The following is a 13951-nucleotide window of genomic DNA, read 5'->3' as shown; positions in this document are numbered from 1 at the left end:
GTTCAAGGTTGTTGACGTTAAAGGCGGGCACGCCGTAATCATTTTCTGCTGCGTGATCCAATAATTGTCGCAATGTAATAAGAGCCATGTTGCTTTCCCTTTATCTTAAATTTGCTTAACCGGTTTTATCTGTTGCTGGCGTAAATCAGCGTTTGTTTTTTAACACCATCAGGAGACAGAACAATGACGGCATTTAACCCCTGGCGCGCTGCTCAAGAATGTCTACCGCAGGCAGTATCTTACCTTCAACATACTCAAGAAATGCTCCACCGCCAGTGGAAATATAGGACACTTTATCAGCGATGCCATATTTGTCGATAGCCGCCAGCGTGTCGCCACCACCCGCCAGCGAAAAAGCACTGGACGCAGCAATGGCCTCGGAAATCGCTTTGGTGCCACCACCAAACTGATCAAATTCAAATACACCCACCGGCCCGTTCCACAAAATCGTTCCGGCTGTGGCCAGAATGTCTGTCAGCGTTGCCGAAGTTTCAGGGCCAATATCAAAAATCATATCGTCAGCCGTTACATCGCTGGCCGCTTTCAGTACTGCTGGCGCCGATTCCGAAAACTCCTTACCAGTAACAACGTCGGTTGGCACGGGGATATCCGTTTTGGCCATTAGCGCTTTTGCGGCCGGAATCAGCTCTTCCTCACAAAGTGATTTGCCTACCGGCATACCGGACGCAGCAAGAAAGGTGTTGGCAATGCCGCCGCCAACAATCAACTGATCCACTTTTTCGGATAATGTCTCCAGAACTGTCAGTTTGGTAGACACCTTCGAACCACCGACAATGGCAACCATAGGCCGCGCAGGGTTGGCCAGCGCCTTATCCAGCGCTTCCAGCTCACCGGCAAGCAATGGGCCAGCACAAGCCACTGGCGCAAATTTCGCTACACCGTGTGTTGAAGCCTGTGCCCGGTGGGCTGTGCCAAAAGCATCCATAACGAAGATGTCGCAGAGCGCTGCATAGGCCTGCGACAGCGCATCGGTATTTTTCTTTTCACCCGGGTTAAAACGGACGTTTTCCAGCAGCACCACCTGGCCATTTTCCAGATCGATTCCATCTTGCCAGTCACTGACCAGATCAACTCGCCTGGCCAGCAGTTCCGACAGGTAATCTGCTACGGGTTGTAATGAAAATTCCTGCTCGAACTGCCCTTCTGTCGGCCGCCCAAGATGTGACATCAGAATCACTTTTGCACCGCTATCCAGCGCCTGCTCTATAGTGGGTAGTGATGCGCGAATACGTGCATCACTGCTCACTTTGCCGTCCTTGATCGGCACATTCAGGTCTTCACGGATCAATACCCGCTTGCCGCTTAAATCCAGATCCGTCATTTTAATCACGGTCATAATGACATCCTCTTCCTTCTTTTAACTATTTTTACTACTGGCATCGCATCCAGTACCGAGCCACATCCAGCATACGATTGGCATAACCCCACTCGTTATCAAACCAGATTAGCACTTTCACCAGCCTGCCGCCGCTAGCCTGCGCACCGGCGACCCGGGTCTGACTGGCATCGACGATACCACTGTGCGGATCGTGATTATAATCACAGGAAGCCAATGGCTCCTCGGTATAATCCAGCACCCCCGCCAAATGATTCTCTGCCGCCTGTTTTAGCACTGCATTCACTTTGCCCACGTCAACTGATTCGCGCAACACTACGGAAAGATCAATTACCGAAACATTCAACGTGGGCACCCGCATCGCCTGCGCTTCAAAACAACCTCTCAGCTCTGGCAGCAGCCGGTCAATACCCCTCGCCAGCTCGGTATCCACAGGAATAATGGATTGCATGGCCGCGCGGGTTTTACGCAAATCAGTATGATGGTAGGCATCGATCACCGGCTGATCATTCATCGCCGAATGGATGGTGGTTATCACGCCACTTTCTATCCCGAACGCACGGTGCAACTCACTGATCACCGGTACTGCACAATTAGTCGAGCAGGAAGCATTGGAAACAATGGTCTCCCGGCCTGTTAATAACTGATGGTTAATACCATAGACAATGGTGGCATCTACGTCGGCTTCAGCCGGCTGGGAAAATAAAACTCTGGGGGCGCCTCTGGCAATATGCTGTTCGGCATGCGCCCTGTCGCCAAAACTGCCACTGCACTCAAACACCAGATCAACTTTCAGTTCATCCCAAGGCAACTCATTGACCTGCTCGCAATGCAAAACCTGAATGGCATCACCGTTGACTGTTAGCACATCGCTATCGACAGTGACTGATCCGGGGAAACGACCGTGAGTGGAATCATACCGGGTCAGGTGTGCAATGGTTTTACAGTCGGCGGGCTCGTTGATAGCCACCACCTGAATCCGGTCTCGGGCACCGGATTCGTATAGAGCACGCAGCACCGAACGACCAATACGACCGTAGCCGTTGATTGCCACTCGAACCGGGGGTGTTATCTCCGTGTCAGCCACCGCTTTACTCGTCACAATATTATTTGTCAGATCAGCGCCCGCACAGCTCCGATAACATTCTCAACTGTGAAACCAAATTGTTTCATCAATTCACCGCCAGGCGCAGACTCACCAAAGCTGGTCATACCAACCACGCGACCATCCAGGCCAACAAATTTGTACCAGTAATCAGCATGCAGTGCTTCAACCGCCACACGTGCGCGAACAGAAGAAGGCAATACCGATTCACGATAAGTAACGTCTTGCTCCATAAAAATTTCTGCACAGGGCATGGAAACCACCCGCACAGCTATATTGTTAGAGGCAAGTTCGTTTGCAGCTTCCATCGCCAACTCCACTTCGGAACCAGTAGCAATAATAATGGCGTTTGGTTCACCAACCGTGTCTTTCAACACATAACCGCCACGAGCTATATTGGCCAACTGGTCGTCATGGCGAGACTGTGGCGCCAAACCTTGGCGGCTAAAGATCAACGCACTGGGGCCATCTTTGCGCTCAATGGCAGATTTCCAGCAAACGGCCGATTCAACCGTGTCACAGGGTCGCCAGGTATGCAGGTTGGGTGTTGAACGCAGCGCAGTAAGCTGCTCCACTGGCTGATGCGTAGGACCATCTTCTCCCAAGCCGATAGAATCATGCGTATAGACAAATATACTCTGCTGCTTCATCAATGCCGCCATACGCACAGCATTGCGGGCGTACTCCATAAACATGAGAAAGGTGGCACCGTAGTTCACAAAGCCGCCATGCAGGGCAATACCGTTCATCATCGCACTCATGCCAAACTCACGCACACCATAGTAGATATAGTTACCGCTGGCATCTTCCGGATTAACCCCTTTTGAACCGGACCAGATCGTCAGGTTGGAACCAGCCAGGTCAGCTGATCCACCCAGAAGTTCCGGCAGCAATGGGCCAAAGGCATTGAGACAGTTTTGCGAAGCCTTGCGGCTGGCAATTTTTTCCATATCGGCCTGGCACTTCTGAATATAAGCATCGGCTTTTTCGCTGAAATCAGCAGGCAGCTTGCCACTCAAACGACGCTCAAGTTCGGCAGCCAATTCCGGATAAGCCGCACGATATGACGCCAGCTTTTCATTCCAGGCGGATTGTGCAGCGGAACCTTTCGCCAAACCGCTCCACCCGGCATAAATTTCTTCGGGCACTTCAAACGGCCCGTGATGCCAACCGAGCTGTTCGCGAGCCAGCAAAATTTCATCTGCACCCAATGGCGCGCCGTGGCAATCTTCCTTGCCCTGCTTGTTAGGGGAACCAAAACCGATAATGGTTTTGCAGCAAATGAGTGTGGGTTTTTCGGTTTCAAGCCGAGCCACTTCAATAGCCGCTTTAATCGCATCAGCATCATGTCCATCCACATCAGGAATGACCTGCCAGCCATAGGCTTCAAACCGAGCGGGAGTATCATCACTGAACCAGGCAGGCTCTGTTTCACTGCCACCCACTTCGCCATCAATGGAGATGCCATTATCGTCGTAAAAGGCGATTAATTTGCCCAGTTTCTGGGTACCCGCCAGGGAACAGGTTTCGTGAGAAACCCCTTCCATCAGGCAACCGTCACCCAGAAATGTATAGGTATGATGATCGATAATTTCATGCCCGGGACGATTGAACTGAGCCGCGAGAATTTTTTCGGCCAGCGCCATACCCACGGCATTGCTGACACCCTGCCCAAGCGGGCCGGTGGTGGTTTCTACACCCGGCGCGTAACCATATTCAGGGTGACCCGGTGTTTTTGAGTGCAACTGGCGAAAGTTCTTTAGCTCTTCAATCGGCAGATCGTATCCACTGAGGTGCAACAGAGAGTAGAGCAACATCGAACCGTGCCCATTAGACAGCACGAAACGATCCCTGTTTGCCCAACTTGGGTCCGCAGGGTTATGCTGGAGGTAATCGTTCCAAAGGACTTCGGCGATATCCGCCATACCCATGGGCGCACCGGGGTGGCCACTGTTGGCCTGTTGAACGGCATCCATGCTGAGTGCTCGGATCGCATTGGCAAGATCGCGTCTTGAAGACATGCAGCTGAAACTCCTGAATGGTAATGATTTTTTACACTGGCTCTGGTTAACGCCAGCTTCGGCTTATACCGGTTTCGGATATAAAAACAGCAAACCGGAGCTTATATCTCCGCCGCTGGAAAGGAGGTGCTATTTTCTCGTACTACGACAATTCAGTAAACCGCTGATCACGATTTATGGTAACTTTTCATCGCTTTAACTCGAATATGACACGGACACAACCGAAAAACCGGTTACAAAGCCACTCGTATGAGCGACACAGCCGTCAATACTTTTATAGAGATCGCCCGATCTGAAATGGAGCTTGAACGTCACCTGGCTCAATGGCACACCTTGGCAAAAAATGCGCTCGACGCCAATATTTTTTATGAGCCCAGCCCTTTTCTTGCTGCAATCAACACCTTTGCCGAGGACTGGCCGTTCCTTTGCCTTTTTGTTTATCAAAAGCGCCCCAAAGGTGATCAGCTAATCGGTTTTATGCCGCTTTTACCTGCCCGGAAGGGTCCCGGCAATCACCTCAGATGTTATCGCTCGTTCACTCATCTTCATTGCTATCTGGCCACGCCGCTGATACACCGCGAGTCCAGTCAGGAGGCCGTAGCCTCAATTTTCAACTGGTTCAATAATGCTTCTGGCAGCTGCCGACTGCTGGGCCTCTACAACATACAAGCCGATGGTGGCTTTGCGAAAATATTAAAGCAATCGGTGTCAGACCAGCCGCATGTTGTCGAGCAATCGTTTGAGCGCGCTTTGATCACCCGGCGGGAAGACCCAGAGCGCTACTTTTCAGAGAACCTTTCCAGACACCGACAGAAAGAGCATCGACGCCTCTGGAGGCGACTGGAAGAAAAAGGCACTCTTACACTGAAAACGTACCAAAATTCCGAAAGTATCGACGAATGGATTGATGACTTTCTGATCCTTGAAGCAAGCGGCTGGAAAGGCACCAGTGGGGCCGCAATGGGTAATTCGCCCGCACATTCGGACTTCTTTGTACAAATTGTGCAACAGCTGGCCACAAGCGGACAGCTTATTCGCCATTCGCTCCATCAGGGTGACAGAATAATTGCCATGAAGTGCAACCTGATTGCTGCGGATGGCCGCAGCAGCTTTGCCTTCAAAATAGCGTTTGACGAGTCCTTCGCCCGCTATTCTCCGGGGGTGCTACTGGAGCTCCAGAATATCGAACACCTGTTTTGCCAAACCAGTCTTGACTGGATGGATTCCTGTGCCGACCCCGACCACCCGATGATCGATAGACTGTGGCGTGAACGGCGACAAATCAGCTATATTCTCTACGGCAAGAAAAGCCTGTCGGGGCGGTTACTAATGAAACTTTTCCGGCCAAAATGAAAAGTCGGGCAGTAACCAACCACAAGGAGGAATGGCATTGACTGATTCAGGAAAACTGTTGGTCGTCGAGCAAAATGCGTTTCTGGATAACTTTCCTGACCGACACTTTTGCATCCGGCATCACCTGGCTGGACACCCGCTGTTTCAACCAGAGCGTTTGCTAAAACTGGCACAGAATCTGCCGCGACACTGTATTGAATTTAACGCAGCGTATGCGGAAGTCAGCCAGAACCCACACCTGACACCATCAACGGGGCTTGGTCTCGAAGAAACCATACGCAATATCGCCACCAGCGATTCATGGGTAGTACTGAAATACGTTGAGCAAGATGAGGCATACCGAAACCTTCTTTTTCAGTGCGTCCGGGAATTGACACCACTCAGCGAAACCAGGACCCCAGGCACGCACCAGCTGGAAGCCTATATTTTTCTTTCTTCACCTGGGTCTGTCACCCCTTTTCACTTTGATGATGAGCATAATTTTTTACTCCAGATCAGTGGCTGGAAAAACTTTCACGCATGGAGGATCGACGGTGCAGGCGCGGCGACACAACTCGACATAGAAGCCTACTATCAGGGTGCACACCGCAATCTGCCAATCAGACCTCAAGCCCCGCAAGCCGATCAGGTATTTACGCTAAAACCCGGCGACGGCCTCCATGTCCCGGTTCACAGCCCGCACTGGGTAAAAAATGGCGATGAAGTGTCCATATCCTTCAGTATTACATTTCGAAGCAAATCACTGGCAAGAGAAGTTGTTATCCACCGCTTTAACGGAGCCCTCAGGCGAATGGGCCTGACACCAAAACCTTTAGGCCACTCACCATTCACCGACCACCTGAAGTTTTATCTGGCAAAAACGGGGCTGTCGATTAAATCCCGACTCTCGCCCTGATACCGCTATAACCATGGTGCTTTCGCAACAGCCCTCGAGGATAGAGGTGAAAACCACCAAAGATCTATATCGAAATATTTTGATATAGATCTTTGGTGTGTTATGGTTCGCACCATGCTGAATATCGCGAAAAATCTCGAGTCCTTGTCTCCGACATTCAACGGAGAGCTGCTGGCTGCTTTTTTCAAAGCGGTCGGAGACGATTTGCGGCTGAATATATTGCGCCTGCTACACCACAACGATTACGGTGTGATGGAGCTCTGCCAATTATTGGATGTAAAACAATCTGGAATGAGCCACCATCTGAAAGTACTGGCCAACGCCGGATTGGTGGTGACCCGCCGGGATGGCAACTCTATCTTTTATCGTCGCGCTCCGACAGCCGCTATTGAAGAACTCCAGTTGCTGCAACAAACCCTGTTTTCAATGATTGATCAGCTTCAGATACCAACGGACCAGCAAAAACGTATTTCCCGGATCAATGAAGAGCGCAGTCGTGCTTCACTGGAGTTTTTCCAGCAACATGCCGACAAGTTTCAAGCCAATCAGGATCTGATCGCCAGTTATGCCCAGTACGGAAACAGTATTACTGAGTTTCTGGACGCCGCTTACCCTTCTGGTGAGCGGGTGTTAGAAATAGGGCCGGGGGAAGGTCACTTTCTGGCAGATCTGTCGCCTCGCTTCAGTGAGGTTTACGCTCTGGATAATTCAGCCGAAATGCTGGCTCGCGCAAAAAAATTCGCGACCGAAAAAGCACTCGACAACATAGAATTCTTTCACGGTGATACTCGCTGGGCAGTAGTGCAGCAACTGTCTGCAGACTGTATTACCGTCAATATGGTGCTGCACCACACGCCCGATCCTGCTCAGATTTTTCAGGATCTCAGCAGGCTCCTGAGTCCAGGGGGTTCCTTGTTGATCACAGAGTTGTGCCAGCACAACCAGAGCTGGACCCGGGAGTCCTGTGGTGATCTGTGGCTCGGCTTTGAGTCGGAAGACCTGAATCGCTGGGCAACAGCAGCGGGCTTATCAATCCGTAACAGCCTGTACCTTACACAACGCAATGGGTTCCAGATCCAGTTGCAGGCATTTGTTAAACCGTCAGCTACCGGCTGACAGAAAGGAAATATCACTATGTCTACCTATAACATTTTCACGTCCGAATCCGTCTCTGAAGGGCACCCAGATAAAATGGCTGACCAGATCTCCGACGCCATCCTGGATGCGATTATTGCCGACGATCCCCACTCGCGGGTAGCCGTGGAAACACTGGTTAAAACCGGTATGGCGATTATTGCCGGCGAAGTCAGAACCAATACCTACGTGGACCTGGAAGACATTGTGCGCTCAGTGATTCTCGACATCGGTTACAACAGCTCCGATGTGGGTTTTGACGGCGCATCATGTGCCGTTCTCAATGCCATTGGCAAGCAATCCGGCGATATCGCTATGGGGGTTGATGAGGGAGAGGCAAAAGAACTCGGTGCCGGGGACCAGGGCCTGATGTTTGGTTACGCCAGTAACGAAACCGAGGTTTTAATGCCAGCCCCTATTTACTACGCCCATCGACTGGTGGAACGGCAAGCCTATCTGCGTAAGAACAGGGTTTTGCCCTGGTTGCGCCCTGACGCCAAGAGTCAGGTAACCCTGCGCTACGAAAATAACGTGCCTGTGGCGGTAGATGCCGTGGTGCTTTCCACCCAACATTCAGCGGATATTTCACTGGCGGATTTACAGGAAGCTGTGCGTGAAGAAATTATTCGTCCGGTGCTACCGGAGGAGTGGCTGCATAGCGATACGCTTTACCATATCAACCCCACTGGCCAGTTCATTATTGGCGGACCGATGGGTGATTGCGGTTTAACCGGCCGCAAAATTATTGTCGATACCTATGGCGGGATGGCCCACCACGGCGGTGGTGCCTTCTCTGGCAAAGATCCATCAAAAGTCGATCGGTCAGCGGCCTATGCTGGACGCTACGTGGCGAAAAATATCGTCGCCGCCGGATTAGCTGATCGCTGTGAGATCCAGATTTCCTACGCCATTGGTGTCGCCGAGCCAACATCGATCAGCATCAACAGTTTTGGCACCGGCAAGCTGTCAGATGACGAAATCGCCAAGCTGGTGAGAGAGCATTTCGACCTGCGCCCACAGGGTTTGATTGAAATGCTTGATTTGAAGCGTCCCATCTATCGCGATACTGCCGCTTACGGTCACTTTGGCCGAGAGAAAGAAAGTTTCAGCTGGGAAAAAACCGATAAAGCCAGCTTGCTCGCAAAGGCTCTGTAATCATGAATACAACGAATACCAAGATATTTAAGGAACATCCAGTGAACGAATTTACCGACTATAAAGTGGCTGACATCAGTCTGGCCGAATGGGGCAATAAGGAAATTGCGATTGCTGAAACCGAAATGCCCGCATTAATGGCGTTGCGGGAAAAATATCGGTCTACACAACCCCTCGCCGGAGCCAGAATACTGGGCTGTATTCACATGACTATTCAAACCGCTGTGCTGATCCAGACGCTGGAAGCATTGGGGGCGGAGGTGCGCTGGACTTCCTGTAATATTTTTTCCACTCAGGATCACGCCGCTGCCGCTATTGCCGCCAATGGCACCCCCGTATTTGCCTGGAAGGGTGAAACGGAAGAGGAATACGAGTGGTGTCTGGAACAACAGATACTGAAAAACGGCAAACCCTGGAACGCCAATATGGTGCTGGATGATGGCGGCGATCTGACAGCCATGCTGCACGAAAAATTTCCCGAAGTGCTGGAAAATGTTCATGGCATTACCGAGGAAACTACTACCGGTGTGCACCGCCTGTACGACATGCTCGACAAGGGTGTACTCAAAGTACCGGCAGTCAATGTGAATGATTCGGTCACCAAGTCAAAAAACGATAACAAGTACGGTTGTCGCCACAGCCTTAACGATGCCATCAAGCGTGCTACCGATCACTTGCTGGCGGGAAAAAGAGCTCTCGTGATAGGTTACGGCGATGTCGGCAAAGGTTCTGCACAATCACTCCGCCAGGAAGGCATGATTGTGCGCGTAACGGAAATCGACCCCATCTGCGCGATGCAGGCCTGCATGGATGGTTTTGAGGTGGTCTCCACTTATGTGGACGGCGATCCGGCCAATGGCGTTAACAAATCTCTACTGTCCACCATTGATCTGGTGGTGACTTGCACCGGCAATTTCAATGTCTGTGATGCGGAGGTACTGAAAGCGCTGAAATCCGGCTGTGTGGTTTCCAATATCGGTCATTTCGATAACGAAATCGATACCGCCTATATGCGCAAGAACTGGCAGTGGGAAGAAGTAAAACCGCAAGTTCACAAAGTCTATCGCGACACGGAAAGCAGTGACCATTTATTACTGCTCTCGGAAGGCAGGCTGGTGAATCTTGGTAATGCTACTGGCCATCCCAGCCGGATTATGGATGGCTCTTTTGCCAACCAGGTGCTGGCGCAGATTTACCTGTACGATCAGGGATATGCGGACCATCAGGATACAGTGAAAGAAAAAATGCTCAAGGTGGAAGTACTACCCAAACACCTCGACGAAGAAGTCGCCGCTTATATGGTGAAAGGCTTTGAAGGTGTCATTACCAGACTTAAACCGGAACAGGCAGATTATATTAATGTTCCCGTAAACGGCCCTTTCAAAGACGACAGTTACCGCTATTAATGGCGTAGCTCAATTGAAGAATAAAGTTAAGCATTTATGAAACAGACAACAATCAGTTTTGAGTTTTTCCCCCCGCAAACCGATGCTGGTCGAGAAAAACTGCGCCAAACTCATTTAGAGCTGGCAAAGTTCCAGCCGGAGTTTTTTTCCGTCACCTACGGCGCTGGCGGCTCAACCCGTGAATTTACCCGCGATATCGTCATGGAGATTCATGACTCCGGCTCCAGCGCAGTGCCACATCTGTCTTTCGGTAACGCCAGTGAAGAAGATATGCTGTCACTACTGAGCAGCTATAAAAAAGCCGGTATCGACCGTATTGTAGTCCTGCGCGGCGACCGCCCTTCCGGACTCGGAGGCGGTAGCAAACTAGTGCATGCCAATGAGTTGGTTGCGTTTATTCGCAGTCACTTTGGTGATCATTTCGAACTGCTGGTAGCCGCTTATCCGGAAATTCACCCGGAAGCAGAAAGCTATGAGCAGGATATTTACTGGTTAAAAGAAAAGTTCTCAGCGGGTGCAAGCAGAGCCATCACCCAATATTTTTACAATGCCGACGGCTACTTTTATTTTATCGAACAATGCCAGAAAGCCGGTATTGATCGGCCTATCATTCCCGGCATTATGCCAATCACCAACTATCGCAATCTGTTGCGCTTTTCAGAAAACTGCGGTGCTGAAATTCCCCGCTGGGTTTGTCAGCGACTGGAACAGTTTGGCGAAGACACAGCAAGCATTCAGGCCTTTGGGCTGGAGGTCGTCACCCGCCTATGCGAAAAACTTCTGGCTGGCGGTGCACCGGGGCTACACTTTTACACTATGAATCAGGTAGATGTGAATGCCGCCCTTTGCCGTAATCTTGGTGTAAAAGAAGGCTGACATGAGGGAAGTTCGGGTTTATACCTGTCAACCACTCTCCTCGGGAGAAGACGTGATATTGGATCCGATGGCATCGCGCCATTTGACGGTATTGCGACTCAAGCCCGGCAGCCAGATCACACTATTCAATGGCAATGGCGGCGAATACGCTGCCAGACTGACTGAAACCGGAAGCAAGACCCATCGTCTGGCAGTCGGCGAGTTCGATGACCGAAAGACAGAATCTCCCCTCGCCACCCACATGGGCATTGGCATATCACGTGGCGATCGCATGGATATGGTGGTTCAAAAAGCGACCGAGCTGGGCATTCAGAAAATCACGCCGCTCTATACCGAGCGAACAGAAGTCAAACTGAAAGGCGACCGCGTGGACAAGAAAATGCGCCACTGGCAACAAATTGTAATCAGCGCCTGTGAGCAGTGTGGTCGCAACACGCTGCCGGAACTTGCCCAACCACAACCGCTGCAGGACTGGCTTGACAGCCCTGCAGGACTAAAGTTTGTGCTTCATCACCGCAGCGAGAAAAGTCTGAACAGCTATACTGAAACACCAGACTCTATTGCCCTGCTCGTTGGGCCGGAGGGAGGTCTCTCAAAGCAGGAAATCGATGCTGCACAACAAGCCGGATTCAAGCCGCTCACTCTAGGTCCACGGGTAATGCGTACCGAAACGGCACCACTGGCCGCCATTAGTATCTTCCAGTTCCTGTGGGGCGATATGGGCTGACCGACTAACTGTCAGACCAACATATCCTGGTAAGGGTTTTTAAATTTTATCGGAATAGGCTTACTGAACCCGGGAATAACCAGCTTCTCTTTGCTGATCTGCAACTCACTATCATCAATCATGCCTTCCCCGAACCGATAGATGGGGTTTAGCTGGCCTCGGTCAGCTTGCTCAATATAAGCAGCGGCAGCAACACGGGTTTTGTCCTGCCTTTCCTTGTAAGCCGCAAATGCTGCACCGTATCTTGCAGACAGCATTTTCTCGGTCACCTGGGGTGACAACACTGTAGCGGTAGCATTGTTGCCACCAAAGCCCTTGGAGTTGAGAAACGCGACATCCAGATTACCTTCACCGACATTCAGGTCCTTTAACGGGAATGTCAAACGCTCGTCGTAAACATCATCCGCAATTTTATCGATCGTTTTGATACCGGGAATAATGCCATGATGGAACATACCAAGCGTGATGTTCATTTGGTCACCACTGGCGGGGCCCATACTATGACCGACAAATGCCTTGGTTGCAGAAACGGGCCAGTCGCTGATATCAAAAGCTTCCGCTACTTTGTGAAAAATCAATGATTCTGTGACTCGGTTAGCAGGCGTGCTGGAGCCATGTGCCTGCACCATACTGCGCTTTTTTACAGCCTCTTCACCGAGGATCGCTTCGGCAAGAGATACAGCCTTGGCCATTGTCACGTAGTTGCCAGGCCCAGGACTGGAGATCGACTTTTTTACCCCATCAGCATCAATGAAAACACCCGGCACAGCACCATGAATATTGGCACCAAGCTCCACGGCCAGCGCATCATCCATCAAAATAATGTATTGCGACGATTCTCCCACCGTAAACCCTGCATTACCACCAAACGGGCGACTGTAGCGACGTGGGTCCGTTGTTTCAGTACCATCCAGCTTCTTCAATGATTCGTCGGTGCACAGCGCACCCATATTGGCATAACCTTCCATGATCGTACTGAGAACAGGCGCCTCACTGCAGCCAACCACCGCAACTCGCCGTGTACCAGACGCAATATCTCTCACCCCAGCATGCAGGCAATAAAGGAAGCTGGCGCAGGCACCAGTAATCGCTTCCGAATGCCCTACGCTGCCCAGCACATAGGCATTCACAAAGTCTGCAGGCATACTGTTGAGGGACATGGGTATCATTTTTGCCGTAGGCCTCGAGCCATTTGCCCGAGACGCCAAAACTCCACCCAATCCCTCGGGAGAGCATTGGCTCATCACACTACTGGCATAAACACCGATTTCATCAGGCTCGACAGCGTCACAAACCGTTTGCCAGTCAATTCCCATTGAATGAACAGCATCGGATGCGCCCAAAACGGCCAGTTGCAAGCCTCGTGGTTGAAATCGGGAATTATAGGTATCACCTGGATTAAAGCCCGCAGGCAACTGGCCTGCCGCCTTAACAGGAAAATCGTAACTGCTCTCCACTAGACTGGACAAACTGCCTTCGATAACCACTTCAACCTGCCCGCCATCCAGCTCGGTGACCCGCCAGTTATCTGGCACCTGTACAGGCAAAGAACGCTTGCGGGTCTGGAATTTGACCGGGCCATCTTTTGACCCCGCTAACTCCATTTTCTGATTCCAGGGCGTGCGATCACAGTCGAAAAACTCAGGGCTGATACGGCGAATTAATGTGCCTTCACACACAGCCGTTTCGTAGCGCGCTTCCACTTCTGCTGCGGAAAGAATGCTGCCTTTTTGATCCTGATAGCTGCCATCAACCCAGCTCACCAGATTCATTAAACAGGCCAACCCGACGATGGTTTGCCGTTTTTGATCGGCGCTGATGCTTTCCAGCACAATTCGCCGATAAGCCTGGTCACCCGAACTGCGACCCGCAGCGTTATATCCGCCATAACCAACAATTACTGGGAGTGCCTGCATTTCTGC

General features: G+C 51.2%; 11 protein-coding genes. 7 read left to right on the top strand and 4 right to left on the bottom strand.

All coding sequences use genetic code 11. The features are described from left to right. Positions 1 to 193: 193 nt before the first annotated feature. From H7A02_12545 to tkt, 3 genes are read right to left on the bottom strand one after another with little or no spacing between them, the layout of a single operon-like run. Positions 194 to 1357 (bottom strand): phosphoglycerate kinase, encoded by a 1164-nt coding sequence (locus tag H7A02_12545; protein MCP5173085.1) that lies wholly within the window; start codon positions 1355 to 1357, stop codon positions 194 to 196. Positions 1358 to 1391: 34 nt separating this feature from the next. Beyond that, positions 1392 to 2429: an erythrose-4-phosphate dehydrogenase gene (locus H7A02_12540; GenBank protein MCP5173084.1), complete on the bottom strand. Its 1038-nt coding sequence runs from the start codon at positions 2427 to 2429 to the stop codon at positions 1392 to 1394. A 41-nt stretch (positions 2430 to 2470) separates the two neighbouring features. After that, positions 2471 to 4483, bottom strand: a complete 2013-nt coding sequence (gene tkt, locus H7A02_12535; GenBank protein MCP5173083.1) for a transketolase — start codon at positions 4481 to 4483, stop codon at positions 2471 to 2473. Positions 4484 to 4732: 249 nt separating this feature from the next. Here tkt and H7A02_12530 point away from each other — a divergent pair, with 249 nt between their 5' ends. The 7 genes from H7A02_12530 to H7A02_12500 all read left to right on the top strand — a co-directional run bounded on the left by H7A02_12530 (position 4733) and on the right by H7A02_12500 (position 12029). Continuing rightward, positions 4733 to 5836: a GNAT family N-acetyltransferase gene (locus H7A02_12530; GenBank protein MCP5173082.1), complete on the top strand. Its 1104-nt coding sequence runs from the start codon at positions 4733 to 4735 to the stop codon at positions 5834 to 5836. A gap of 37 nt (positions 5837 to 5873) precedes the next feature. Beyond that, complete coding sequence (locus H7A02_12525; protein MCP5173081.1) at positions 5874 to 6731, top strand: transcription factor; 858 nt, start codon at positions 5874 to 5876, stop codon at positions 6729 to 6731. Between the two features lie 114 nt (positions 6732 to 6845). Further along, positions 6846 to 7847 carry a metalloregulator ArsR/SmtB family transcription factor gene (locus H7A02_12520; GenBank protein ID MCP5173080.1) on the top strand — a complete coding sequence of 334 codons (1002 nt, stop codon included), beginning with the start codon at positions 6846 to 6848 and terminating at the stop codon, positions 7845 to 7847. Between the two features lie 18 nt (positions 7848 to 7865). Next, positions 7866 to 9020, top strand: a complete 1155-nt coding sequence (locus H7A02_12515) for a methionine adenosyltransferase (protein MCP5173079.1) — start codon at positions 7866 to 7868, stop codon at positions 9018 to 9020. Between the two features lie 2 nt (positions 9021 to 9022). Next, positions 9023 to 10426: an adenosylhomocysteinase gene (locus tag H7A02_12510; GenBank protein MCP5173078.1), complete on the top strand. Its 1404-nt coding sequence runs from the start codon at positions 9023 to 9025 to the stop codon at positions 10424 to 10426. Between the two features lie 36 nt (positions 10427 to 10462). Then, a complete protein-coding gene (gene metF / locus H7A02_12505) occupies positions 10463 to 11302 on the top strand; it encodes a methylenetetrahydrofolate reductase [NAD(P)H] (GenBank protein ID MCP5173077.1) in 840 nt (279 codons plus the stop codon). 1 nt (position 11303) lies between these two features. Then, positions 11304 to 12029: a 16S rRNA (uracil(1498)-N(3))-methyltransferase gene (locus H7A02_12500; protein ID MCP5173076.1), complete on the top strand. Its 726-nt coding sequence runs from the start codon at positions 11304 to 11306 to the stop codon at positions 12027 to 12029. Between the two features lie 11 nt (positions 12030 to 12040). Here the strand turns inward: H7A02_12500 and H7A02_12495 are convergent, their stop codons facing one another. Then, positions 12041 to 13945: a beta-ketoacyl synthase gene (locus H7A02_12495; protein MCP5173075.1), complete on the bottom strand. Its 1905-nt coding sequence runs from the start codon at positions 13943 to 13945 to the stop codon at positions 12041 to 12043. Positions 13946 to 13951 lie beyond the last annotated feature (6 nt).

It is taken from the genome of Pseudomonadales bacterium (assembly GCA_024234435.1).
Classification (GTDB): domain Bacteria; phylum Pseudomonadota; class Gammaproteobacteria; order Pseudomonadales; family Porticoccaceae; genus JACKOF01.
This window is presented reverse-complemented; position numbering and strand designations above follow the sequence as displayed.